Origin of the sequence: Streptomyces montanus, assembly GCF_005786655.1 — a bacterium.
Taxonomy (GTDB): Bacteria; Actinomycetota; Actinomycetes; order Streptomycetales; family Streptomycetaceae; genus Streptomyces; species Streptomyces sporangiiformans.
In genome coordinates, this window is the sequence record NZ_VBZC01000032.1 from 42,070 (window position 1) to 66,739 (window position 24,670).

General features: G+C 69.7%; 23 protein-coding genes. 1 reads left to right on the top strand and 22 read right to left on the bottom strand.

Annotation, left to right across the window (positions count from 1 at the left end; translation table 11 throughout):
- Window positions 1-254: 254 nt before the first annotated feature.
- The 8 genes from pyrF to pyrR all read right to left on the bottom strand — a co-directional run bounded on the left by pyrF (window position 255) and on the right by pyrR (window position 10,283).
- Window positions 255-1,106: an orotidine-5'-phosphate decarboxylase gene (gene pyrF / locus FE633_RS26865; protein ID WP_138047775.1), complete on the bottom strand. Its 852-nt coding sequence runs from the start codon at window positions 1,104-1,106 to the stop codon at window positions 255-257.
- Entirely contained in the window at window positions 1,103-2,209 is a 1,107-nt protein-coding gene (locus FE633_RS26870; RefSeq protein ID WP_138047776.1) for a quinone-dependent dihydroorotate dehydrogenase, read from the bottom strand. The genes pyrF and FE633_RS26870 overlap by 4 nt, the downstream gene beginning before the upstream one ends.
- 74 nt (window positions 2,210-2,283) lie before the next feature.
- Entirely contained in the window at window positions 2,284-5,592 is a 3,309-nt protein-coding gene (carB, locus tag FE633_RS26875; RefSeq protein ID WP_138047777.1) for a carbamoyl-phosphate synthase large subunit, read from the bottom strand.
- Window positions 5,585-6,727 (bottom strand): glutamine-hydrolyzing carbamoyl-phosphate synthase small subunit, encoded by a 1,143-nt coding sequence (gene carA, locus FE633_RS26880; protein WP_138047778.1) that lies wholly within the window; start codon window positions 6,725-6,727, stop codon window positions 5,585-5,587. The genes carB and carA overlap by 8 nt, the downstream gene beginning before the upstream one ends.
- On the bottom strand, window positions 6,724-7,296 hold the full coding sequence (locus tag FE633_RS26885) for a PH-like domain-containing protein (protein ID WP_138047779.1): 573 nt from the start codon (window positions 7,294-7,296) through the stop codon (window positions 6,724-6,726). Before FE633_RS26885 ends, carA begins: the two co-directional genes overlap by 4 nt.
- Window positions 7,293-8,579: a dihydroorotase gene (locus tag FE633_RS26890; RefSeq protein WP_119102683.1), complete on the bottom strand. Its 1,287-nt coding sequence runs from the start codon at window positions 8,577-8,579 to the stop codon at window positions 7,293-7,295. The genes FE633_RS26885 and FE633_RS26890 overlap by 4 nt, the downstream gene beginning before the upstream one ends.
- A 6-nt stretch (window positions 8,580-8,585) precedes the next feature.
- The gene (locus FE633_RS26895; protein WP_138047780.1) at window positions 8,586-9,590 is read right to left on the bottom strand and encodes an aspartate carbamoyltransferase catalytic subunit; all 1,005 of its coding nucleotides are present in this window, start codon (window positions 9,588-9,590) and stop codon (window positions 8,586-8,588) included.
- A 120-nt stretch (window positions 9,591-9,710) separates the two neighbouring features.
- Window positions 9,711-10,283: a bifunctional pyr operon transcriptional regulator/uracil phosphoribosyltransferase PyrR gene (gene pyrR / locus FE633_RS26900; RefSeq protein ID WP_138047781.1), complete on the bottom strand. Its 573-nt coding sequence runs from the start codon at window positions 10,281-10,283 to the stop codon at window positions 9,711-9,713.
- Between the two features lie 243 nt (window positions 10,284-10,526).
- Here pyrR and bldD point away from each other — a divergent pair, with 243 nt between their 5' ends.
- On the top strand, window positions 10,527-11,027 hold the full coding sequence (gene bldD, locus FE633_RS26905; RefSeq protein WP_006379429.1) for a transcriptional regulator BldD: 501 nt from the start codon (window positions 10,527-10,529) through the stop codon (window positions 11,025-11,027).
- 259 nt (window positions 11,028-11,286) lie between these two features.
- Here the strand turns inward: bldD and nusB are convergent, their stop codons facing one another.
- From nusB to FE633_RS26980, 14 genes are all read right to left on the bottom strand, one after another.
- On the bottom strand, window positions 11,287-11,721 hold the full coding sequence (nusB, locus tag FE633_RS26910) for a transcription antitermination factor NusB (protein ID WP_138047782.1): 435 nt from the start codon (window positions 11,719-11,721) through the stop codon (window positions 11,287-11,289).
- Between the two features lie 2 nt (window positions 11,722-11,723).
- Window positions 11,724-12,290 (bottom strand): elongation factor P, encoded by a 567-nt coding sequence (gene efp / locus FE633_RS26915; protein WP_138047783.1) that lies wholly within the window; start codon window positions 12,288-12,290, stop codon window positions 11,724-11,726.
- 58 nt (window positions 12,291-12,348) lie between these two features.
- Window positions 12,349-13,464 carry an aminopeptidase P family protein gene (locus tag FE633_RS26920; RefSeq protein ID WP_138047784.1) on the bottom strand — a complete coding sequence of 372 codons (1,116 nt, stop codon included), beginning with the start codon at window positions 13,462-13,464 and terminating at the stop codon, window positions 12,349-12,351.
- Window positions 13,465-13,567: 103 nt separating this feature from the next.
- Window positions 13,568-14,491, bottom strand: coding sequence for a Pro-rich N-terminal domain-containing protein (locus FE633_RS26925; RefSeq protein ID WP_138047785.1), 924 nt, complete (start codon window positions 14,489-14,491; stop codon window positions 13,568-13,570).
- 233 nt (window positions 14,492-14,724) lie between these two features.
- Complete coding sequence (aroB, locus tag FE633_RS26930) at window positions 14,725-15,825, bottom strand: 3-dehydroquinate synthase (protein WP_138047786.1); 1,101 nt, start codon at window positions 15,823-15,825, stop codon at window positions 14,725-14,727.
- A complete protein-coding gene (locus tag FE633_RS26935; protein ID WP_138047787.1) occupies window positions 15,822-16,340 on the bottom strand; it encodes a shikimate kinase in 519 nt (172 codons plus the stop codon). Before FE633_RS26935 ends, aroB begins: the two co-directional genes overlap by 4 nt.
- Entirely contained in the window at window positions 16,337-17,521 is a 1,185-nt protein-coding gene (gene aroC / locus FE633_RS26940) for a chorismate synthase (RefSeq protein ID WP_119105226.1), read from the bottom strand. Before aroC ends, FE633_RS26935 begins: the two co-directional genes overlap by 4 nt.
- Window positions 17,522-17,706: 185 nt before the next feature.
- On the bottom strand, window positions 17,707-17,976 hold the full coding sequence (locus FE633_RS26945) for a hypothetical protein (RefSeq protein ID WP_138047788.1): 270 nt from the start codon (window positions 17,974-17,976) through the stop codon (window positions 17,707-17,709).
- 49 nt (window positions 17,977-18,025) lie between these two features.
- Window positions 18,026-18,862 (bottom strand): shikimate dehydrogenase, encoded by an 837-nt coding sequence (locus tag FE633_RS26950; RefSeq protein WP_138047789.1) that lies wholly within the window; start codon window positions 18,860-18,862, stop codon window positions 18,026-18,028.
- Window positions 18,862-20,577, bottom strand: coding sequence for an endolytic transglycosylase MltG (gene mltG / locus FE633_RS26955; RefSeq protein ID WP_138047790.1), 1,716 nt, complete (start codon window positions 20,575-20,577; stop codon window positions 18,862-18,864). Before mltG ends, FE633_RS26950 begins: the two co-directional genes overlap by 1 nt.
- Before the next feature lie 125 nt (window positions 20,578-20,702).
- A complete protein-coding gene (ruvX, locus tag FE633_RS26965; protein ID WP_119105230.1) occupies window positions 20,703-21,167 on the bottom strand; it encodes a Holliday junction resolvase RuvX in 465 nt (154 codons plus the stop codon).
- A gap of 17 nt (window positions 21,168-21,184) precedes the next feature.
- Window positions 21,185-23,857, bottom strand: coding sequence for an alanine--tRNA ligase (alaS, locus tag FE633_RS26970; protein ID WP_138047791.1), 2,673 nt, complete (start codon window positions 23,855-23,857; stop codon window positions 21,185-21,187).
- Window positions 23,857-24,213: a DUF6167 family protein gene (locus FE633_RS26975; RefSeq protein ID WP_138047792.1), complete on the bottom strand. Its 357-nt coding sequence runs from the start codon at window positions 24,211-24,213 to the stop codon at window positions 23,857-23,859. The genes alaS and FE633_RS26975 overlap by 1 nt, the downstream gene beginning before the upstream one ends.
- A gap of 7 nt (window positions 24,214-24,220) precedes the next feature.
- Complete coding sequence (locus tag FE633_RS26980; protein ID WP_240436978.1) at window positions 24,221-24,655, bottom strand: DUF948 domain-containing protein; 435 nt, start codon at window positions 24,653-24,655, stop codon at window positions 24,221-24,223.
- Window positions 24,656-24,670: the final 15 nt, after the last annotated feature.

Consider the following 24,670-nt stretch of genomic DNA (forward strand, 5'->3'; position numbering starts at 1 on the left):
GGACCGGTGAGGAACCTAGTCGCCCCACACCTGGGGAGCAACGAGCAACGCTTTCGCCCGTTCTCCCCCACTGCCTTAAAAGCGTGGGAGGTGCCCCCACTCGTCGGAGACTAGCGGGCAAGTCCGCCGGAGTCAGCGAGAACAGCGGAAAAGTCCTGGTCAGCCTCAACCGAGACGGACATTTCCGGCATAATGCCCAGGATTTGAGGATGTATTCAGACTCTGAGCGCCCCGGGAGGCACTCATCGGAGGACTCAGGCGGCGGTCACGGCGGCCCGGATCTCCTCCGCATAGCCCTCCGCCACCTCGCGCAGCGCGACGAGATCGGGCCCGTGACGCAGGACACCCCTGCTGACGTTCGGCACCACATTGCGCACCGCCGTCCCGAAGGTACCGGGAAGGTCGGCGGGCGTGGCTCCCTGGGCGCCGATGCCGGGTGCGAGGAGGGGTCCGTTGATGTCGAGGTCGTAGGAGGAGAGGTCGCCCAGCGTGGCGCCCACGACCGCACCGAAGGAGCCCATCGGGGTCGCACCCGCGTTCTCCTCGGCGAGGTGCGCGAGCATGGTCGCGCCGACGTTCCGGCCGGCGGCGTCGGGCCGTACCGCGTGCTGCACCTCGCCGCCCTCCGGGTTGGAGGTGAGCGCGAGCACGAACAGCCCGGCGCCGCTCTCGCGGGCGAGCTCGACCGCCGGCTTCAGCGAGCCGTAGCCGAGGTACGGCGAGACGGTGAGCGCGTCCGAGAAGAGCGGGGAGTCCTTGCGCAGGAAGGTCTCGGCGTACGCGGCCATGGTCGAGCCGATGTCGCCGCGCTTGGCGTCCATGACGACGAGCGCACCGGCGGCCCGCGCCTCCTCGACCGACTTCTCCAGTACGGCGATGCCGCGCGACCCGAAGCGCTCGAAGAACGCGCTCTGAGGCTTCAGGACCGCGACCCGCCCGGCCAGCGCCTCGACGACGGTGCGGCTGAAGCGCTCCAGGCCGCCGATGTCGTCGTTCAGGCCCCAGTCGGTGAGCAGCGAGGCGTGCGGGTCGATGCCGACGCAGAGCGGGCCGCGCTCGTCCATGGCACGGCGCAGACGGGCACCGAACGGCTCCAGAACAGTCATGCTGCCTTCCTTACGTCGGCGCCGACCGCGTCGGCGAGGGTGGCGTAGGGACTCGTACGGAGGCGCGCGGCGAGCCCCTTGTGGATCGCGCGGCCCCAGAAGGGGCCCTGGTAGACGAAGGCGCTGTAGCCCTGGACGAGGGTGGCGCCGGCGAGGATGCGCTGCCAGGCGTCCTCGGCGTTCTCGATGCCGCCGACGCCCACGAGCGTGATGTCGTCGCCCACGCGCGCGTAGAGGCGGCGCAGGACCTCCAGGGAGCGGGCCTTCAGAGGGGCCCCGGAGAGACCGCCGGTCTCCTTCACCACGGAGGGTTCGGACTTCAGACCGAGCCCCTCGCGCGCGATGGTGGTGTTCGTGGCGATGATCCCGTCCAGGCCCAGCTCGACGGCGAGGTCGGCGACGGCGTCGACGTCCTCGTCCGCGAGGTCGGGGGCGATCTTGACGAGAAGCGGTACGCGCCGGGAGGTGACCGCGCGGTCGGCGGCCTCGCGGACCGCGCTCAGCAGAGGTCGCAGTGATTCGGTGGCCTGGAGATTGCGCAGGCCGGGTGTGTTCGGGGAGCTGACGTTGACCACGAGGTAGTCGGCGTGCTCGGCGAGCCGCTCCGTGGACTTCACATAGTCGGCCGCCGCCTCGGCCTCGGGGACGACCTTGGTCTTGCCGATGTTCACCCCCACGACGGTCCTGAACACCGGCGTACGGGAAGCCAGACGCTCGGCGACCGCGGCCGACCCCTCGTTGTTGAACCCCATGCGGTTGATCAGCGCGCGGTCGGGGACGAGCCGGAACAGCCGCTTGCGGGGGTTGCCGGGCTGGGCCTCCCCCGTGACCGTACCGATCTCGATGTGGTCGAAGCCGAGCATCGACATCCCGTCGACGGCGACCGCGTTCTTGTCGAAGCCCGCCGCGAGTCCGAACGGCCCGTGCATCCGCAGCCCGAACGCCTCGGTGCGCAGCTCCTCGTAGCGGGGAGCGAGCAGCGCGGCGACGAACGTCCGCAAGCCGGGGACGCGGACCGCGAGGCGGATCCAGCGGAAGGCGAGGTGGTGGGCCCGCTCCGGGTCCATCCGTCGGAAGACCAGCTGGAAGAAGAGCTTGTACATGTCTCAGTGTCCTCGTGAAGCCGCATGAGTCCTCATGCGGAGGGGGACACCGTTTCCGGTGTCCCCCTCGGTGATCAGTCGCGGGCCGCGGTCAGGTGTTCCGCGTGTTCCTGGAGTGAGCGGACCCCGACGTCTCCGTGATGGAGTGCGTCGATGCCCTGGACGGCGGCGGCCAGCGCCTGCACCGTCGTCAGACACGGTACGGAGCGCGCCACGGCCGCCGTACGGATGTCGTAGCCGTCGAGGCGGCCGCCGGTGCCGTACGGCGTGTTGACGATCAGGTCGACCTCGCCCTCGTGGATGAGCTGGACGATCGTCCGCTCGCCGTTCGGGCCGGTGCCCTCGCTCTGCTTGCGGACCACGGTGGCGTTGATGCCGTTGCGCTTGAGCACTTCGGCCGTGCCGGACGTGGCGAGCAACTCGAAGCCATGGGCGACCAGTTCGCGCGCCGGGAAGATCATCGAGCGCTTGTCGCGGTTGGCGACGGAGATGAAGGCGCGGCCCTTGGTCGGCAGCGGACCGTACGCGGCCGCCTGCGACTTGGCGTACGCCGTGCCGAACACCGAGTCGATGCCCATGACCTCACCGGTGGAGCGCATCTCCGGGCCGAGCACGGTGTCGACGCCACGCCCGTGGATGTCACGGAAGCGCGTCCACGGCATGACGGCCTCCTTGACGGAGATCGGCGCGTCGAGCGGCAGCGTGCCGCCGTCACCGCTGGCCGGGAGCAGCCCCTCTGCCCGCAGCTCCGCGATGGTCGCGCCCAGCGAGATCCGGGCGGCGGCCTTGGCGAGCGGCACCGCGGTCGCCTTCGAGGTGAAGGGGACGGTGCGCGAGGCACGCGGGTTGGCTTCGAGGACGTACAGGATGTCGCCGGCCATCGCGAACTGGATGTTGATCAGTCCGCGCACCCCGACACCGCGGGCGATGGCCTCGGTCGAGGCGCGCAGCCTCTTGACGTCGAAGCCGCCCAGGGTGATCGGCGGCAGCGCGCACGCCGAGTCGCCGGAGTGGATGCCGGCCTCCTCGATGTGCTCCATGACGCCGCCGAGGTACAGCTCATGGCCGTCGTACAGCGCGTCCACGTCGATCTCGATGGCGTCGTCGAGGAAGCGGTCGACGAGAACCGGGCGCGACGGGGAGATCTCCGTCGACTCGGCGATGTACGCCTCGAGGCGCGTCTCGTCGTACACGATCTCCATGCCGCGGCCGCCGAGCACGTACGAGGGCCGTACGAGAACGGGGTAGCCGATCTCGTCCGCGATGGCCTTGGCGCCCGCGAACGTCGTCGCGGTGCCGTGCTTGGGAGCCGGGAGCCCCGCCTCGGCGAGCACCTGGCCGAAGGCGCCGCGGTCCTCGGCGGCGTGGATCGCCTCGGGCGGCGTGCCCACCACCGGAACGCCGTTGTCCTTGAGCGCCTGCGCCAGACCCAGCGGCGTCTGGCCGCCGAGTTGCACGACCACACCCGCGACCGGGCCGGCCAGCGTCTCCGCGTGGACGATCTCCAGCACGTCTTCGAGCGTGAGCGGCTCGAAGTACAGCCGGTCGGAGGTGTCGTAGTCCGTGGAGACGGTCTCCGGGTTGCAGTTGACCATCACGGTCTCGTACCCGGCGTCGCTGAGCGCGAAGGAGGCATGGACACAGGAGTAGTCGAACTCGATGCCCTGGCCGATGCGGTTGGGCCCGGAGCCGAGGATGATCACCGCGGGCTTGTCGCGCGGGGCGACCTCGCTCTCCTCGTCGTAGGAGGAGTAGAAGTACGGCGTCTTCGCCGCGAACTCGGCGGCGCAGGTGTCGACCGTCTTGTAGACCGGGCGGACGCCGAGCGCGTGCCGGACCTCACGGACGACGTCCTCGCGCAGACCGCGGATCTCGGCGATCTGCGCGTCGGAGAAGCCGTGCCGCTTGGCCTGGGCCAGGAGCCCGGGATCCAGCTTGTCCGCCTCGGCCAGCTCGTCCGCGATCTCCTGGATGAGGAACAGCTGGTCCACGAACCACGGGTCGATCTTCGTCGCCTCGAAGACCTCCTCCTGGGTCGCGCCCGCGCGGATGGCCTGCATGACCAGGTTGATCCGCCCGTCGGTCGGCCGGATCGACTCCTGAAGGAGCTGCTTCTTGTCGCCGGGCTCGCCGACGAACGTGAACTGCGAGCCCTTCTTCTCCAGCGACCGCAGCGCCTTCTGCAGTGCCTCGGTGAAGTTGCGGCCGATGGCCATGGCCTCGCCGACCGACTTCATCGTCGTGGTCAGCGTGGAGTCGGCGGACGGGAACTTCTCGAACGCGAAACGCGGCGCCTTGACGACGACGTAGTCGAGCGTCGGCTCGAAGGACGCCGGCGTCTGCTCGGTGATGTCGTTCGGGATCTCGTCCAGCGTGTAGCCGACGGCGAGCTTCGCGGCGATCTTGGCGATCGGGAAGCCGGTCGCCTTGGAGGCGAGGGCGGACGACCGGGACACCCGGGGGTTCATCTCGATGACGATCACCCGGCCGTCCTCGGGGTTCACCGCGAACTGGATGTTGCAGCCGCCGGTGTCGACGCCGACCTCGCGGATGACGGCGATGCCGATGTCGCGCAGGACCTGGTACTCACGGTCCGTGAGCGTCATCGCCGGGGCGACGGTGATCGAGTCGCCGGTGTGCACGCCCATCGGGTCGAAGTTCTCGATGGAGCAGACGACCACGACGTTGTCGTGCTTGTCGCGCATCAGCTCCAGCTCGTACTCCTTCCAGCCGAGGATCGACTCCTCCAGGAGCACCTCGGTGGTCGGAGACAAGGTGAGCCCCTGGCCGGCGATACGACGCAGCTCGTCCTCGTCGTGCGCGAAGCCGGAACCGGCGCCGCCCATGGTGAAGGACGGCCGGACGACGACCGGGTAACCGCCGAGCGTCTCGACGCCGGCGAGGACGTCGTCCATGGAGTGGCAGATGACCGACCGGGCGGACTCACCGTGCCCGATCTTCGCGTTCACCGCGTCCACGACCTCCTTGAAGAGATCGCGGTCCTCGCCCTTGTTGATCGCCTCGACGTTCGCGCCGATCAGCTCGACGCCGTACTTGTCGAGCGCCCCCGACTCGTGCAGCGAGATGGCCGTGTTGAGGGCCGTCTGGCCGCCCAGGGTGGGCAGCAGGGCGTCCGGCTGCTCCTTGGCGATGATCTTCTCGACGAACTCGGGAGTGATCGGTTCGACGTACGTCGCGTCCGCGATCTCCGGGTCGGTCATGATCGTCGCCGGGTTGGAGTTGACGAGGACGACCCTGAGGCCCTCGGCCTTGAGGACGCGGCACGCCTGGGTGCCGGAGTAGTCGAACTCGGCGGCCTGGCCGATGACGATCGGGCCGGAGCCGATGACCAGGACGGACTGGATATCGGTGCGCTTAGGCACGCTGGCCCTCCATCAGGGATACGAAGCGGTCGAACAGGTAGGCGGCGTCGTGCGGGCCGGCTGCCGCTTCGGGGTGGTACTGGACGCTGAACGCAGGCTGGTCGAGCAGCTGGAGCCCCTCGACGACCTGGTCGTTCAGGCAGACGTGCGAGACCTCCGCACGCCCGTAGGGGGTGTCGCTGACGCGGTCGAGCGGCGCGTCGACGGCGAACCCGTGGTTGTGCGCGGTGACCTCGACCTTGCCGGTCGTACGGTCCTGCACCGGCTGGTTGATGCCGCGGTGGCCGTACTTCAGCTTGTACGTGCCGAAGCCGAGCGCACGGCCCAGGATCTGGTTGCCGAAGCAGATGCCGAACAGCGGGGTCTTCCTGGAGAGGACCTCCCGCATCAGCGAGACCGGGTGGTCGGCCTTCTCCGGGTCGCCGGGACCGTTGGAGAAGAACACACCGTCGGGACCGACCGCGTAGATGTCCTCGGCGGTCGCGGTGGCCGGCAGCACGTGCACCTCTATGCCGCGCTCGGCCATGCGGTGCGGGGTCATGCCCTTGATGCCGAGGTCCACGGCGGCGACGGTGAACTTCTTCTCGCCGATGGCGGGGACGACGTACGCCTGAGGGGTGGCGACCTCCTCGTAGAGGCTGGCGCCCTTCATCTCGGGGGCCTGGCGCACCTCGGTGAGCATGACGCCCTCGTCGGGCAGCGCGTTCCCGGAGAAGATGCCGACGCGCATGGCTCCGCGCTCGCGCAGGTGGCGGGTGAGCGCCCGGGTGTCGATGCCCGAGATCCCGACGACGCCCTGCTGGGCGAGCTCCTCGTCCAGCGAGCGGCGGGAGCGCCAGTTGGAGGGCACGCGCGCGGGGTCGCGGACGACGTAACCGGCGACCCAGATCCGCTTCGACTCCGGGTCCTCGTCGTTGACGCCGGTGTTGCCGACGTGCGGGGCGGTCATCACGACGACCTGACGGTGGTACGACGGGTCGGTGAGGGTCTCCTGGTAGCCGGTCATCCCGGTGGAGAACACGGCCTCGCCGAAGGTCACCCCCACGGCCCCGTAGGCGCGGCCGCGGAAGGTCCGGCCGTCCTCCAGGACGAGCACGGCGGGAACTTTGGAAGCTCCCCTGGTGGAGGTCGTCATCGTGCGCCTTCCGTCTTGTTGATCATCTGGTTCAGAGTGTCGACCCACTCGTTGTGCTCGGCCGCGTGGTCGGAGCGGAACCCGGAGTCGAGCAGCCTGTCTCCGTGCTCCCAGGTGACGACCAGCAGACCGCCCTCGGTGAGCACCTTGCCCGCGATGCCCTTGTCGAGCCGGGCCTCACGCAGCTGTGCGGCCGGGACGAAGAAGTCGGCCGCTCCTGGGCGTACGACGTCAAGGCCCGCGTCCGTCAGTGTGAGCTCGACCCGGCTCCGGGTGCCCAGGCCGTGCGCCACAATGCGGTCGAGCCACTGCCCGGCTGTCGTCGAGCCGTGGTAGCGGCCGCTCAGCGTCAGTCTCACCGGACCGGGCTCGGCCGGTGCTTCGTGCAGCTCGGGCAGGTCGCCCTGGAGCGTGCCGCGCCACTTCCAGCCCTCGCGCATCAGCCAGTAGACGAGGGCGACGAACAGCGCGAGTCCCACGAGCCAGCCGATGCGAGCGGCCCAGTCGGTCACTTCCGCCGACTTCTGTTCGGCGGCGCTTGAGGTGGCCAGCAGATGGAGGGTTGTCACGCGAGCTTCCCGTCGACGAGCGTGGCGCGGCCCCGGAGCCACGTGTACGTGACACGGCCCGGCAGCTCACGACCCTCGTACGGAGTGTTGCGGCTGCGCGATGCGAAGCCCGCGGGGTCCACGGCACCACGGTATGCCGGATCGACGAGCGTGAGGTTGGCGGGCTCACCTGCCGAGACGGGGCGGCCGTGCCCCGTGGCCCGCCCGATCCTGGCGGGCGCGAAGGACATCCGCTCCGCGACAGCGGCCCAGTCCAGCAGCCCGCTGTCGACCATCGTCTGCTGGACCACGGACAGCGCCGTCTCCAGGCCGACCATGCCCATGGCGGCCGCGGCCCACTCGCAGTCCTTGTCCTCGTGCGGGTGCGGGGCGTGGTCGGTGGCGACGATGTCGATGGTGCCGTCGGCGAGTGCCTCGCGCAGGGCGAGCACGTCGCGCTCCGTGCGCAGCGGCGGGTTGACCTTGTAGACCGGGTCGTACGTGCGGACCAGCTCGTCGGTGAGGAGCAGGTGGTGCGGGGTGACCTCGGCCGTCACATCGATGCCGCGGGACTTGGCCCAGCGCACGATCTCGACCGAACCGGCGGTCGACAGATGGCAGATGTGCACGCGGGACGACACGTGCTCGGCGAGGAGGACATCCCGGGCGATGATCGATTCCTCGGCCACCGCGGGCCACCCGCCGAGCCCCAGCTCGGCGGAGACGATGCCCTCGTTCATCTGGGCGCCCTCGGTGAGGCGCGGCTCCTGCGCGTGCTGGGCCACGACGCCGCCGAAGGCCTTCACGTACTCCAGCGCCCGCCGCATGATCACGGCGTCGTCCACGCACTTGCCGTCGTCCGAGAAGACGGTGACGCCGGCCGCCGACTCGTGCATGGCGCCCAGCTCGGCGAGCTTCCTGCCCTCCAGGCCGACGGTTACGGCTCCGATGGGCTGCACATCGCAGTAGCCGTGCTCCTGGCCGAGCCGGTAGACCTGCTCGACGACACCGGCGGTGTCGGCCACCGGGAAGGTGTTGGCCATGGCGAACACGGACGTGTAGCCGCCGCTCGCGGCGGCCCGCGTACCGGTCAGGACGGTCTCGGAGTCCTCCCGGCCGGGCTCGCGCAGGTGGGTGTGCAGGTCGACGAGACCGGGCAGCAGCACCTTGCCGTCGGCCTCTACTACCTGGGCACCCTCGTCCGACAGCCCGCTGCCGACCGCCGCGATCGTCTCCCCGTCGATCAGGACATCCTGCGGCTCGCCACCGAGCACCTTCGCACCACGAATAAGGATCTTGCTCATCGGTTCTTACTTCTCCTCGTCCGCGGGAACGGAGCGCTCGTTGGAGGGGCGGGTGTGGGTGATGGCGGGCTCGTTGCCGCCCAGAAGCAGGTAGAGGACCGCCATGCGAATGGAGACACCGTTCGCCACCTGCTCGACGGCGGTGCAGCGGTCGGAGTCGGCGACCTCGGCGGTGATCTCCATGCCGCGGACCATCGGTCCGGGGTGCATCACGATGGCGTGCTCGGGCATCCGCGCCATGCGGTCGCCGTCGAGGCCGTAGCGCCGCGAGTACTCGCGCTCGGTCGGGAAGAAGGCCGCGTTCATCCGCTCGCGCTGCACGCGCAGCAGCATCACGGCGTCGGACTTGGGCAGCGTGCCGTCCAGGTCGTACGCGACCTCGCAGGGCCAGGACTCGATGCCGACCGGCACCAGAGTGGGCGGCGCGACCAGGGTGACCTCGGCACCGAGGGTGTGCAGCAGGTCGACGTTCGAGCGGGCGACCCGGCTGTGCAGCACGTCACCGACGAGGGTGATGCGCTTTCCCGCCAGGTCCTGGCCGAGCCCGGCGTCCCGGCCGACGAGCCGGCGCCGCATGGTGAACGCGTCAAGCAGGGCCTGGGTGGGGTGCTGGTGCGTGCCGTCGCCGGCGTTGATGACGGCGGCGTCGATCCACCCGGAGGTGGCGAGCCGGTAGGGGGCTCCGGAGGCGCCGTGCCGGATGACGACGGCGTCGACTCCCATCGCCTCCAGGGTCTGCGCGGTGTCCTTCAGGGACTCGCCCTTGGAGACGCTGGACCCCTTGGCGGTGAAGTTGATGACGTCCGCGGAGAGGCGCTTCTCGGCGGCCTCGAAGGAGATCCGGGTACGGGTGGAGTCCTCGAAGAAGAGGTTGACGACGGTGCGGCCGCGCAGGGTCGGCAGCTTCTTGATCGGCCGGTCGGCGACCCGGGCCATCTCCTCGGCGGTGTCGAGGATCAGGACGGCGTCGTCACGGGTGAGGTCGGCGGCCGAGATGAGATGACGCTGCATCTTTCAGGCTCCGTAAGGCAGTTCAGTTCGGGAGGCGAGAGCCCGGCGGGAGGTCGCAGCCGGGCGGGCTGGCGCGCGAAGAAGCAGTCGGCGGCGTACGTCAGTGCCGTACGCCGAGGTCTACTTCCGTGCGCCCGGGGAGGCCGGCTTCACTCCGAGCAGCACGGTGTCACGACCGTCCTCCTCGGCGAGCTGGACCTTGACCGTCTCCCGCAGCGACGTGGGGAGGTTCTTGCCGACGTAGTCGGCCCGAATGGGCAGTTCGCGGTGGCCGCGGTCGACGAGGACCGCGAGCTGCACGGCGCGCGGACGGCCGATGTCGTTCAGCGCGTCCAGCGCGGCACGGATGGTGCGGCCGGAGAAGAGCACGTCGTCGACGAGGACGACCAGGCGGCCGTCGAGGCCGTCACCCGGGATGTCGGTGCGGGCCAGCGCACGCGGGGGCTGCATACGTAGGTCGTCGCGGTACATGGTGATGTCGAGCGAGCCGACCGGCACCTTGCGGTCGGTGATCTCCGCGAGCTTGGCGGCAAGCCGCTGGGCGAGGAAGACGCCTCGGGTCGGAATGCCGAGGAGTACCACGTCGTCGGCGCCCTTGGCGCGCTCGACGATCTCGTGGGCGATGCGGGTCAACGCCCGCGCGATGTCGGGGCCTTCGAGCACGGGCCGGGCATCGGACTGCTGTGTGTCCATACGAAACGGACCTCCTTCTCCGCCTCACGGGACGGACCTTAAAGGACGTCGGATTTGCGCCACCTACGGTACCAGCCCGGCAATGACCCTGATCACCCCCCTCGGGTCACCCGTCAGTGACTCCCACCGAGGAGTCGGTCCGGACCATTCGGCTTGACGGGGCAGAGTAACGCTGCGTAACCTCACAGTGAGTCACCAGCCGCGCGGCAAGACCGCACGTCGACACAGTGTCCGGGGAGCTATATGTCCAGCGAATACGCCAAACAGCTCGGGGCCAAGCTCCGCGCCATCCGTACCCAGCAGGGCCTTTCCCTCCACGGCGTCGAGGAGAAGTCCCAGGGACGCTGGAAGGCCGTTGTGGTCGGTTCGTACGAGCGTGGCGACCGCGCCGTGACCGTTCAGCGCCTTGCCGAGCTGGCGGACTTCTACGGGGTGCCGGTGCAGGAGCTCCTGCCGGGCACCACACCGGGCGGCGCCGCCGAGCCGCCGCCGAAGCTGGTCCTGGACCTGGAGCGTCTGGCCCACGTGCCTGCCGAGAAGGCGGGCCCCCTCCAGCGCTACGCCGCCACGATCCAGTCCCAGCGCGGTGACTACAACGGCAAGGTGCTGTCGATCCGCCAGGACGACCTGCGCACCCTCGCCGTCATCTACGACCAGTCCCCCTCGGTCCTCACCGAGCAGCTGATCAGCTGGGGAGTCCTGGACGCGGACGCGCGCCGCGCGGTCTCCCACGAGGAAGGCTGACCGCCCAGCCCGACACCGTGCAGAAACGTGCCGCCGGGGTGGCCGGAACCAAGGGGTTCCGGCCACCTCGGCGGTTTTGTCAGCGACGGGTGGGTGGGGGGAGGTTTTCCTTCCCCTAACCCCACCCCTTCCCGAAACTGGGGGCTGCGCCCCCAGGACCCCGGGTTCGATTTCTAAAGAGGCGCGCCCCCAACCGCCGGAGGGCCCGCAGCACAGGCTGCGGGCCCTCCGTGACGGCTTGATGGTGAGCGGGCAGCGCCTACCCCTCGTCCCGTCGAAGCGTCGGCTTCAGATCCTTGAAGCGGCCGAGCAGACCGTTCACGAAGGCCGGCGACTCATCCGTGGAGAACTCCTTGGCAAGCTGAACCGCCTCGTCGAGCACCACGGCGTCCGGAGTCTCGTCGACCCAGATCAGCTCGTAGGTACCGAGGCGCAGGATGTTGCGGTCGACGACCGGCATCCTGTCGATCGTCCAGCCGACGGCATACTGCGCGATGAGCTCGTCGATACGCGACGTCCGCTTGGCATACCCCTCGACCAGCTGCATCGTGTACTCGCTCACCGGCGGCTGCCGGGTGTCGGATCGGGAGTGCCGGATCCAGTCCGCGAGGACCGTCAGGACGTCCACGCCGCGCTGGTCACCCTCGAAGAGGATCTGGAAGGCACGCTTGCGGGCCGTGTTGCGGGCAGCCACGGTTAGCTGTTCACCCGGCCGAGGTAGTCGCTCGTGCGGGTGTCGACCTTGATCTTCTCGCCGGTGGTGATGAACAGCGGCACGTTGATCTGGTGACCGGTCTCCAGGATGGCGGGCTTGGTGCCACCGGTGGAGCGGTCGCCCTGGACACCCGGCTCGGTCTCCTGGATGGTCAGCTCGACGGCGGCGGGCAGCTCGACGAAGAGCACCTCGCCCTCGTGCTGGGCGACGGTCGCGGTGAAACCCTCGACCAGGAAGTTGGCGGCGTCGCCGACGGCCTTCCTGTCGACATGGAGCTGGTCGTACGTCTCCATGTCCATGAAGACGAAGTACTCGCCGTCCATGTACGAGAACTGCATGTCGCGCTTGTCGACAGTGGCCGTCTCGACCTTGACACCGGCGTTGAACGTCTTGTCGACGACCTTGCCGGAGAGCACGTTCTTGAGCTTGGTGCGCACGAAGGCCGGGCCCTTGCCGGGCTTGACGTGCTGGAACTCGACGACGGACCAGAGCTGGCCGCCTTCGAGCTTGAGCACCATGCCGTTCTTGAGGTCGTTCGTGGAAGCCACGGTTGCGGAATCTCCTGGACTGACGTGGACGACCCCGGGGCAGGCGCACAGCGCGAAGCTAGAGCGCGAGCAGCTCCTTGGTCGTGATGGTGAGTAGCTCGGGTCCGCCGTCCGCCTCGGGGCGTACGACGAGCGTGTCATCGATCCGGACACCGCCCCGGCCCGGGAGGTGGACCCCCGGTTCGACGGTGACCGGCACGCAAGCGTCCAGTTTACCCATGGCCGCGGGAGCCAATTGCGGGTCCTCGTCGATTTCGAGCCCTACACCGTGCCCGGTCAGCGGTGGAAGGCCGTCCGCGTACCCCGCGGAGTCCAGCACCTGACGGGCCGCGCGGTCCACGTCACGGTAGGCGACGCCGGGCAGCAGCGCCTCGCGGCCGGCCCGCTGAGCGGCGAAGACGAGGTCGTACAACTCGATCTGCCAGTCGGTGGGCGAGGTGCCGATGACGAACGTACGGCCGATCTCGCAGCGGTAGCCGCGGTAGGTCGCGCCGAGGCACACGGAGAGGAAGTCGCCCTCCTCGACGCGACGGTCGGTGGGGCGATGGCCGCGGCGCCCCGCGTTGGGGCCGGTCGCGACCGAGGTCTCGAAAGCCGGGCCGTCGGCACCGTGGTCGACGAGGCGTCGCTCCAGCTCCAGGGCGAGGTGACGTTCCGTGCGGCCGACGAGGATCGATTCGAGGAGTTCGCTCAGTGCCTGGTCGGCGATCTCTGCGCCGATCCGCAGACAGGAGATCTCCTCCTCGTCCTTGACGACGCGCAGCTGCTCGACGGCACCGCCGAGGTCGGCCAGCCGGAGCCGGGGGGCCACGGACCGGATGGCACGGTGGCGGGCCACCGTCAGGTGGTGTTCCTCGACGGCGAGGGACTCGGCCCCCTGGGCCGTCGCGACGTCGGCCGCGGCGACGGCCGGATCACCGCCGACCGTCGGCAGCAGCTGGACCCGCAGCGCCTCGTCGGGCCGCCCCTGCTCGGACTGAGGGCCGGGCTGCGCGGGGGAATCCGCGCACACCAGCAGGTCTTCCCCTTTGCCCAGCAGGAGAACGGCACCCTCCGGCGCCGCGCCCGCGAGATAGCGGACGTTGGCGGGGCGGGACACCAGCGCCGTCGCGCTGCCGCCCGCCGTACAGCGCTCCCGTAGCCGGTCCCGGCGGGCCGCGTACACCTGTGCCATGACCCGAGCCTACGAGCGGTGGCCGGATACCGCCGGTTCAGAACGTCCGACCGGGCGGGAGCCGACGTGTGCCGGGCTCAGACACGCTCAGGCACCACGCCGGTCACCACTGCGGTGGGCTGGCGATCGACCTCGCCAGCACGTCGTCGAGCACCCGGGCCGTCGCCGGTACGTCGAGCTGGGAGTTGTCGATGATGGGAAGCCCGGAGCCGTACCAACCGGCCATGCGGCCGTGGATGCGGGCGACTTCCTCGTCGGTGAGGCGACGGTTTCCGGAGCGCTCGGCGTTGCGCTCCAGGACTATCTCCAGGCCCGGCAGGAGGACGACCGGCAGCAGGCCGGGTCCCACATGCCGCTTCCAGCCGCCGAGGCCGACGACCGGCCGGTCCGGGAAGACGGCGTCGTCGAGCACGCACGAGATGCCGTTGGCCAGGAAGTTGCGCGCCGCGAAGCCGCAGGTACGGCGGGCGAGACGGTACTGCGCCTCCGAGTGGTCGTTCCACCCCGACTGGGGGTCCGCGAAGCCCGAGCGCACCCATTCCCGTACGTCGTCCAGGCTGATGTGCGCGGTGGGCACCCTGCGGTGGTCGGCCCAGTACTTGGCGACGCTCGTCTTGCCGGCGCCGGCCGGGCCTATGAGCAGGACGGCGAGCGTCGTGGACGTGGGGTCGGGCGTGCCCGGGCTCGGCGGCGGGCTCGGCATCGCGACGGGGCCGCCCGGCGGCAGCTGTACGTGGCCCGTGGTGTCCGGCGTCGGCGGCACGGACCCCTGGTGAGGCGCCGTGTGATGCGGAGCGGGCGCGTGGCCGGGAGGGTGCGGTGCCGTGGGGCCGGTCGGTGCTCCGGCGAAACCCGGTGGCGGCGGGCTCGCGGGGGCGGGACCCGTGGGAGAGCTCACCGGCCCGGGGCCTGGGTGCGCGTCCGGGTGGTGCGATCCGGGGTGTTGTGCGGCCGGCGACCAGCCGGCGGCCGGTCCGTGCCCCGGCTGGTGGGGCGGCGGCAGCGGAGACCCCACTGCGTGCTGCATCCGGTGCCACTCCGTCTCGTTCTCTTGAGCTCGTTCGCCTCCGGGGCGCCAGAGCCTGTGTCGAGCGCGCCCCTCCGGCTCGCTCGCCGCAGGCAATTGGCGCTGGCAGCGGGGCACCTGCCCCGCTCCCCACCGAACGGTACCGCCCCCGGCCGCCGTTTGGTGAACGGCCGGGGGCGGTGCGAAGTGCCCCTGGGCACAAGGCACATCAGGTGAAGCGGTGTCCTGGGGTGTTATTCGCCCACTTCGCCGTAGGCGGCGAGGAGCACGGCCGGGTCCGGGCCCTCCAGGACGGTGGGCTTGGCCAGGCCGTCGAGGACGATGAAGCGCAGCAAGTCGCCTCGGGACTTCTTGTCGACCTTCATGGTCTCCAGCAGCTTGGGCCACTGGTCGTAGCGGTAGTGCAGCGGAAGGCCGACGGACTCGAGGATGGTGCGGTGCCGGTCGGCGGTCGCGTCGTCCAACCGGCCTGCCAGACGGCCCAGTTCGGCGGCGAAGTGCATGCCGACCGCGACGGCGGCGCCGTGCCGCCACTGGTAGCGCTCGTTCTTCTCGATGGCGTGGCCCAGCGTGTGCCCGTAGTTGAGGATCTCCCGCAGCCCGGACTCCTTCAGGTCGGAGGAGACGACCTGGGCCTTGACCTGGATGGACCGCTCGATCAGCTCCGCGGTGTGCGGACCGGCCGGGGTACGGGCCCCCTCCGGATCGGCCTCGATCAACTCCAGGATCCGCGGATCCGCGATGAACCCGGCCTTGATGATCTCCGCGAGCCCGGACACGAAGTCATGGACCGGCAGCGAGTCCAGCGCCGCCAGGTCGCACAGCACGCCGGCGGGCGGGTGGAAGGCCCCGACCAGGTTCTTGCCTTCGGCGGTATTGATGCCGGTCTTGCCGCCGACCGCCGCGTCCACCATGGCCAGCACGGTCGTGGGCACGGCGATCCAGCGCACGCCGCGCAGCCAGCTCGCGGCCACGAACCCGGCCAGGTCGGTGGTCGCCCCACCGCCCACCCCGACGATCACGTCGGTCCGGGTGAAGCCGGACTGCCCCAGCGCCTTCCAGCAGTACGCGGCGACCTCGGCGGTCTTGGCCTCCTCCGCGTTGGGCACCTGGATGGCCACGGCATCGAAACCTTGACCGGCCAGGTCGGCCCTCAGCGCCTCACCGGTCTCGGCCAGCGCCTCCGGGTGCACCACCGCGACCCGTTTCGCCCGTGGGCCGATCAACGCGCCCAGCTCGCCGAGGAGTTGACGCCCGACCAGCACCTCGTACGGCTCGGTGCCCGCGGTGCCGCCGACCTGGATCCGGGTCACCGTCTGGTCGTGCTCGCTCATGCCTGCTTCAACTCCAAGGCGTCGAGGACCGCCTGGGCGACCTCTTCCGGGGTGTGGCCGTCGGTGGCGACGGCCGCACGGGCGACTTCCACATACAGGTGCCGGCGCGCCTCCATCAGCTCGCGCCACTGGCGCCGCGGGTTGACGGCGAGCAGCGGCCTGGCCGCGTTCAGGCCGGTGCGCTTGACCGCCTCCTCGACGTCCATCGACAGGTACACGACCGGGAGTCCGGCCAGCAGCTCCCGGGTGTCGGCGTCGAGGATCGCGCCGCCGCCCAGCGCCAGTACGCCGTCGTGCCCCACGAGCGCCCGGTGCACCGCGCGCTTCTCGATCGCCCGGAAGACGGGCTCGCCCTCGTCGAGGAAGATGTCCGCGATGGTGCGGCCCTGCTCGGCCACGATGTCCTGGTCGGTGTCCCGGTAGCCACAGCCGAGCCGCTCCGCGACCAACGCGCCCACCGTGGACTTGCCGACCCCCATCGGGCCGACGAGCACGACCACAGGCCCAGCGCTCACCGGATCACCAGATTCTCGAGGTACGAGGCGACGTTGCGCCGCGTCTCGGCCACGCTGTCGCCGCCGAACTTCTCCGCCACCGCGTCCGCGAGGACGAGCGCCACCATGGCCTCGGCGACGATGCCCGCGGCCGGCACCGCGCACACGTCCGAGCGCTGGTGGTGCGCCTTGGCCGCCTCACCGGTCGCCACGTCGATGGTGGCCAGCGCCCGTGGCACGGTCGCGATCGGCTTCATCGCGGCGCGCACCCGCAGGAGCTCTCCGGTGGTCAGTCCGCCCTCGGTGCCGCCCGAGCGGCCCGAAGCCCGCCTGACGCCCTCGTCGGTCTGCACGATCTCGTCATGCGCCTTCGAGCCCGGCACCCGCGCCAGGTCGAAGCCGTCGCCGACCTCGACGCCCTTGATCGCCTGGATACCCATCAGCGCGGCCGCCAGCCGGGCATCCAGCCTGCGGTCCCAGTGCACGTGCGAGCCCAGTCCCACCGGCACCCCGTACGCCAGCACCTCGACCACACCACCGAGGGTGTCGCCGTCCTTGTGCGCCTGGTCGATCTCCGCGACCATCGCCTTCGACGCGTCCGCGTCCAGGCACCGCACCGGATCGGCGTCCAGCCTCTCCACGTCCGCCGGCTTCGGGTAGACGCCGTACGGGGCCTTCGCCGCCGCCAGCTCCACCACATGCGAGACGACCTCGATCCCGGCCGTCTCCTTCAGATACGAACGGGCCACCGCACCGAGCGCGACACGGGCCGCGGTCTCCCGCGCACTCGCCCGCTCCAGAATCGGCCGGGCCTCGTCGAAACCGTACTTCTGCATTCCCGCCAGGTCCGCGTGGCCGGGCCGCGGGCGAGTCAGCGGCGCGTTGCGGGCCAGGTCGGCGAGGATCTCCGGGTCCACCGGGTCGGCCGCCATCACCTGCTCCCACTTGGGCCACTCGGTGTTCCCCACCATGACCGCGACCGGCGAACCGAGGGTCAGCCCGTGCCGGACCCCGCCCAGGAAGGTGACCTCGTCGCGCTCGAACTTCATCCGCGCGCCGCGCCCATAGCCCAGACGCCGCCTGGCCAGGTGATCCCCCACCATCTCCGTGGTGATCGGCACGCCGGCGGGAAGGCCCTCCAGCGTCGCGACAAGTGCGGGTCCGTGGGACTCCCCCGCGGTCAGCCAGCGCAACCTGCTCAACGATGCTCCTCGATAATCGCGCCCTGAGTACTGCGTACTGCCTCTGCGCACTGCCTTCGCGTACACGCGTCCTCGCGTACGGCGACGACGTGACCAGGTGCGCGGCCCTGGCCCGCCACTGTCGATCCTCCCACGTCCGCCCCTCGGAACCGGCCGCAGGTCCATCAGACGGGACGACGCCCCGGTCAGGGCGTGGTGCCGTCCTGACGGGTCTGGGGAGCGTACGAACCGAGATAGTCGGCCCCGCGTCCCTGCCCGTACTGGGCCGCCGCGTGCATGGGCCGCCCCTCGCGCACCGCCCGCCGATACGCGAGCTTGCGCTTCAGCTTGACGCCCCAGGACACGAGGACGGCGAGCAGCACCAGACCGAGCACAGTGAACTGCACCCAGTCGGGCATGAACCGCAACACGACCTCGAAGATCTCCGACTTTCCCGACGCCTGTGGCACACCCATGGACCGGACTCCCCCCGGATTCCGCCCCCTGCGGAACCGATTTTGGATCCTAGCGGCCCGCGAGCGCCTTTTCCGCCGCGTTTCGCATGACGTCCAGCGGGGCGGGTGTCCGGCCCGTCATCTGCTCGACCTGGAGCACCGCCTGGTGCACGAGCAGGTCGAGTCCGCTGACGACGGCTCCGCCGTATGCCGACCAGCGGGCCGCGAGTGCGGTCGGCCAGGGGTCGTACAGGACGTCGAAGAGCGTGGCCGGCCGCTCGGGGACCGCGGAGGCGAGGTCGTCGGTGGTGCCCGCCGGTGTCGTGGCGACCACGAGCGGCGCGTGCAGGGCTCGCTCGGCATCGGCCCAGTCCTCGATGCGCACCTCGGTCTCCAGGCGCTCCCCCCACTGCCGCATCTCGGCGGCGCGCGCCTCGCTGCGGACGTACGCGACGATCTCGCCCGTGCAGATCCGCGAAACGGCGGCCAGCGCGGACGAGGCCGTGGCGCCCGCGCCGAGGATGGCCGCCGACTCGACCTGCTCGAGCCCGCGCTCCCGCAGGGCGGCGACCATACCGGGGATGTCGGTGTTGTCGCCGACACGTCGTCCGTCCTCGGTGAACACCACCGTGTTGACCGCCTCGACCGAGGCGGCCGTCGCGCTGATCTCGTCGAGCAGCGGGATCACCGCGCGCTTCAACGGCATCGTCAGCGAGAGACCCGCCCATTCGGGACCCAGCTGCCCGAGGAATCCGGGCAGCGTTTCCTCGTCGATCTCGAAACGGTCGTACGACCAGTCGTGCAGACCCAGTTCCTCGTATGCGGCTCGATGCAGCACCGGAGAGAGGGAATGGGTGATCGGGGAACCCAGAACGGCCGCTCGGCGTGTGCTTTCGGTACCGCCCATTATCCCTTCTGTTCTTCCAGGTACTTCTCGTACTTCTCACGGTTGCGGTTCTGCTCTTCGTTCGTCTCGGCGAAGAGCGTCTTGTCCTCGTTGATGGAGACGAAGTAGTACCAGTTACCCTTGGCCGGATTGAGCGCGGCCTCTATGGCCTCTTCACCGGGGTTGGCGATCGGTCCGGGCGGCAGGCCCTTGATCTTGTATGTGTTGTACGGATCGTCGATCTGCCGCAGTTGGTCGACCGAACCCGTGGCGAGCTTGGACTCGCCCCGCAGGTAGTTCACCGTCGAGTCGAAGTCGAGCAGACCGTAGGTCTCGGTGTTGTTCAGCTTCAGGCGGTTGTAGACCACCCTCGCGACCTTTTCGAAGTCGTGTTTGTACTTGCCCTCGGCCTGGACGAGGCTCGCCACCGTGACGACCTGCAGCGGGTCCTTCAGCTTCAGCGCGTCGGCCTTCGACTTCAGACCGAGCTTGTCGTACTCCTGCGTGGCCTGCGCGACCATTTCCTTCAGGACGGCCTGGGGCTTCATGCCCTTGGAGACGGGATAGCTGGAGGGGTAGAGGAATCCTTCCAGCGGGTCCTTTATGTCGTCGTCGGTGTTCGCCCAGTCCGGAAGGCCGAGCTTCGACCATTCCTTCTTCGCGATGCCCTTTGTGGTACCGGCCTTGAGCTCAAGGCGTTCGTCGATCCGCTTATACACGTCGGCATTGCGCCAACCCTCGGCAATGATCAGGTTGTTGCGGCTCTTGGGGCTGAGCATCAGTTCGACTGCGCTTGCGGCGGACATCTCCTTGTTGAGCGTATAGACGCCCGGCTGGATCTTGTCCCCGTTGGGATTCGCCGCCTGCGCGGCCACAAAGGCGTCGACGCTCTTCACGACGCCCTTGCTCTTCAGAGCCTGCCCTATGGCATAGCCGCCGGCGCCCTTGGGGATGTCGACGGTCACCGTCTCGCCCGTGCCGTCGCCCGCATAGTCCGGTGCGTCACCGAAACGGCTTTGGTAGAACTGGTAGCCGAAATAGCCGGCTCCGCCGAGGCCACCGGCCAGGACCAGGGTCATGACCAGGCACGCACAGCCGCTGCGGCGCTTCTTGCCGCCCTTGCTCTTGCCCTTGCCGCGTCGACGGCCTGAGTCGTCGTCCGAGTCGTCGTCATCGTCGTCGCCGCCCGAGAAGAAGGCGTGCTCACCCTGGTCGGGACCAGGGTCCCAGTCGGTCTCAGGCTCGGGTTCGGGACGGCGCCGGCTCGGCGGTCCCGGCGGCCCAGGCGGTCCCTGCGGGCCAGGCGGCCCCTGGGGCGGATACGGTTCGGGAGTCCCGTAGTAGTCGGACTGCTGACCGCCGTACCCGCCTTGCCGGCCTCCGTACGAATCGCCCTGATCGGCGCCGTACGGGACATGGTTGTGCTGCCCGGTGTCCCAGCCGCCGTTGTACTGCTGGCCGCCTTGTTGGGGGTACTGGTTCGGATCCGGGCCGCCGTACTGCTGCTGTCCCTGGGCATAGTGCTGCTGCCCCTGGTCGTAGCCGGCCTGCTGTCCGGTGCCCCAGTCTCCGTACTGCGACTGCTGTTGCTGCGGCTGCTGCGGATAGTGCTGCGGCTGGCCGCCGTAGGGGGACTGGGCCGCGTGGGCCTCCTGGCCTCCCCATCCGCCGTCCCCGTACAACGGGTCCTCGGGATGCCACGGTTCGGAGCCTTGGCCCCGGCCATACTCAGTCATCGATCCCCTAGAAGCCGCGAGGCAGCGGTCGCGGGGGGCACGGTGGCTCGGCTTCCGTCTGCCTCTTTGCTGTGCGCTGGCTGTTCGAACGCCGCCGCATCGCGCGGAACGTTACCGTATCGCGATCAGATGACCATTTCGACGCCCTCGCCCGGTGCTTTACCTGACACCCGTTCGGATTCCAGTGCTTGCTGGAGGATAACCACAGCGGCTGCCTGATCGATAACAGATCTTCCTTTTTTGGACTTCACGCCCGAGGCACGCAGGCCCTGACTGGCCGTCACCGTGGTCATTCTCTCATCCACGAGCCGCACGGGAACGGGGGCGATCCCCCGGGCGAGATCCTGGGCGAAAGCGCGGACCTTGACCGCGGCCGGGCCCTCGCCTCCCTTGAGGGAACGAGGGAGCCCGACGACGACCTCGATCGGTTCGTACTCCTCGACCAACTGCTTCAACCGCCGCTGGGCGGCCGGGACATCGCGGCCCGGCACGGTCTCCACCGGAGTGGCGAGGATCCCGTCGGGGTCGCACGAGGCGACCCCGATACGGGCGTCCCCGACATCGATGGCGAGTCGGCGGCCGCGGCGCATGACGCGTTCGTCTCCGCTCACTTGGCCGTCTCGGCCACAAGGCGCTCGACGGCGTCGGCGGCCTCGCCGATGGCGGCCGGGTTCTGGCCGCCGCCCTGGGCGACGTCCGGCTTGCCGCCACCGCCGCCGCCGAGGGTCTTGGCGGCCGTACGGACCAGGTCACCGGCCTTGAGGCCCCGCGTGCGGGCGGCCTCGTTGGTGGCGATGACCGTCAGCGGCTTGCCGTTCACCGTGGTGAACAGGGCGACCACGGCGGCCCGGTCGCCCGGGATGCGGCCGCGCACGTCGAGGACCAGCCTGCGCAGGTCGTCGGCGGTCGTGCCGTCCGGCACCTGGCCGGTGACGAGAGCCACACCGTGGACGTCCTTGGCGCCCTGGGCAAGACCGGCGGCGGCCTGGAGGACCTTCTCCGCGCGGAACTTCTCGATCTCCTTCTCGGCGTCCTTCAGCTTGCCGAGCATGGCGGAGATCTTCTCCGGCAGCTCCTCCGGACGTCCCTTGACCAGCTCCTGGAGCTGGGCGACGACCGTGTGCTCGCGGGCGAGGAAGTTGTAGGCGTCGACGCCGACCAGGGCCTCGATACGGCGTACGCCGGAGCCGATCGACGATTCACCGAGGAGCTTCACCAGACCCAGCTGGGCGGTGTTGTGCACGTGCGTGCCGCCGCACAGCTCCTTGGAGAAGTCGCCGATGGTCACGACGCGCACGCGCTCGCCGTACTTCTCGCCGAACTCGGCGATGGCGCCCTGCTTCTTGGCCTCGTCGATGCTCAGGATCTCGGCGTGCACGTCCAGGTCGCGGGCGAGCACCTCGTTGATCTTCTGCTCGACGTCCGTCATCACGGTCGTGGGCACGGCGGACGGGGAGCCGAAGTCGAAGCGGAAGCGGCCGGGCTGGTTCTCGGAGCCGGCCTGGGCAGCCGTCGGGCCGAGGGCGTCGCGCAGGGCCTGGTGCGTGAGGTGCGTGGCCGAGTGGGCGCGGGCGATGGCCTTGCGGCGGCGTACGTCGATGACGGCCTGGGCGGAGGCGCCGACCGTCACCTCGCCGACCTGGACGACGCCCTTGTGGACGTACACGCCCGGGACCGGCTTCTGGCAGTCGCGGACCTCGATGACGGCGCCGGAGTCGACCTTGATGCGACCGGTGTCGCCGATCTGGCCACCGCCCTCGGCGTAGAACGGCGTGCGGTCGAGGACGATCTCGACCTCGTCGCCCTCGGTGGCGGCGGGCGACGAGACACCGTCGACGAGGATGCCGACGACGCGCGACTCACCCTCGGTGGCGATGTAGCCGATGAAGTCGGTCTCGCCGGAGGTGTCGGCGATCTCGCGGTAGGCGCCCAGGTCGGCGTGGCCGGTCTTCTTGGCCTTGGCGTCGGCCTTGGCGCGCTCCCGCTGCTCCTTCATCAGGCGCCGGAAGCCGTCCTCGTCCACGGAGAGGCCCTGCTCGGCGGCCATCTCCAGGGTGAGGTCGATCGGGAAGCCCCAGGTGTCGTGGAGCAGGAAGGCCTTGTCGCCGGCCAGGACTGTGCCGCCGGTGGCCTTGGTCTCGGTGACGGCGGTGTCGAGGATGTTCGTGCCGGCCTTCAGCGTCTTGAGGAAGGCTGCCTCCTCGGCGAGGGCGACGGTCTCGATGCGCTTCCGGTCGGTGATGAGCTCCGGGTACTGCTGGCCCATCATCTCGATCACGACGTCGATGAGGTCCTGCACGACCGGACCGGTGGCGCCGAGCAGGCGCATGTTGCGGATGGCGCGGCGCATGATGCGGCGCAGCACGTAGCCGCGCCCCTCGTTGCCCGGCGTGACACCGTCGCCGATGAGCATCACGGATGTCCGCATGTGGTCGGTGACCACGCGCAGGGACACGTCGGAGTCGTGGGCGTCGCCGTAGGCGACACCGGTCAGCTCGGTGGCCTTCTTGATGACGGCCATGGAGGTGTCGATCTCGTACATGTTCTGCACGCCCTGCAGAATCATGGCGAGGCGTTCCATGCCGAGGCCGGTGTCGATGTTCTGCTGCGGGAGGTCGCCGAGGATCTCGAAGTCCTCCTTCGAGGTGCCCTCGCCACGCTCGTACTGCATGAAGACGAGGTTCCAGATCTCGACGTACCGCTCGTCGTTGACGGCCGGGCCGCCCTCGACGCCGAACTCGGGACCGCGGTCGTAGTTGATCTCGGAACACGGTCCGCACGGGCCCGGGACGCCCATGGACCAGTAGTTGTCCTTCTTACCGAGGCGCTGGATGCGCTCGGCGGGGACACCGACGACGTCGCGCCAGATGCGCTCGGCCTCGTCGTCCTCCAGGTACACCGTGATCCAGAGCTTCTCCGGCTCCAGGCCGTAGCCACCCTTGTCCTGGGGCGCGGTGAGCAGCTCCCAGGCGTATTTGATGGCACCTTCCTTGAAGTAGTCGCCGAAGGAGAAGTTGCCGCACATCTGGAAGAACGTGCCGTGCCGGGTGGTCTTGCCGACCTCTTCGATGTCCGGCGTACGGACGCATTTCTGGACGCTGGTGGCGCGGGAGTACGGCGGCTTGACCTCACCCAGGAAGTAGGGCTTGAAAGGGACCATGCCGGCCGGGACGAGGAGCAGAGTCGGGTCGTCCGCGATGAGCGACGCCGAAGGGACGACGGTGTGCCCGCGCTCCTCGAAGAAGCTCAGCCAGCGGCGGCGAATCTCAGCCGACTCCATCAGTGGTCCTCATTCCGGTTGGACGAGTACGTCGACCCCTCGACGTACGTCGGGTTCTTGCTGTACTTCGGGTCGTTGCTGTTCTCGATGGCGACGACGTGACGAGGGGCCGGGAGTTCGCCCTCCGGGCGGTCGTTCAGCCCGAGAACCTCGCCGAGTTCGGCTTCGCGCTGGGCCATGCCGTCGCGGACGTCGAGCGCGAAGTCCTTGAGCCGGTGGCCCGCCTCGACCGCCTTGTCGGCGGCCTGGGCCGCGAGGCTCTCGGGCGTCAGCTGCTTGAGCTTGCGGTTGACCTTGGTGGTGGCCCACACTCCGGCGGCGGCGCCGGCGGTGAACCAGAACGTTCGGCGGAACATCGCTGCGTCAGTCCTTCTTCCGCTTCCTTCGGCGCGCGGACGTGACGGTGCGGCCCACGATCACGGTACGTCGCGCCTGCTTGGCGGGCACGTCCTCGCGGCGGCCGCCGATGGCCCGGCGTACGCCGTAGCCGAATGCCGCGACCTTCACCAGCGGGCCGCCGAAGGTGGACGCGACGGTCGTGGAGAGCGCCGACGCGTTCGACGTGACCTCCTGGACGTCCGACGCGATGGCGTCGACCCGGTCGATCTGGGTCTGTGCGGAGCGCACTGCCGAGGAGGCGTCTGCCAGGAGCGGGACGGCCTGGTCGGTCACGTCCGCGACGAGCTTGGTGGTCGCCTTGAGCGTCTGGGCCAGCCTCGCGAGAGCCACCGCGAGGAAGGAGACCAGGATCGCCCAGAAGACGGCCACCAGGATCCCGGCCACCTCTCCACCGGACACTGCGCACCCGCTCCC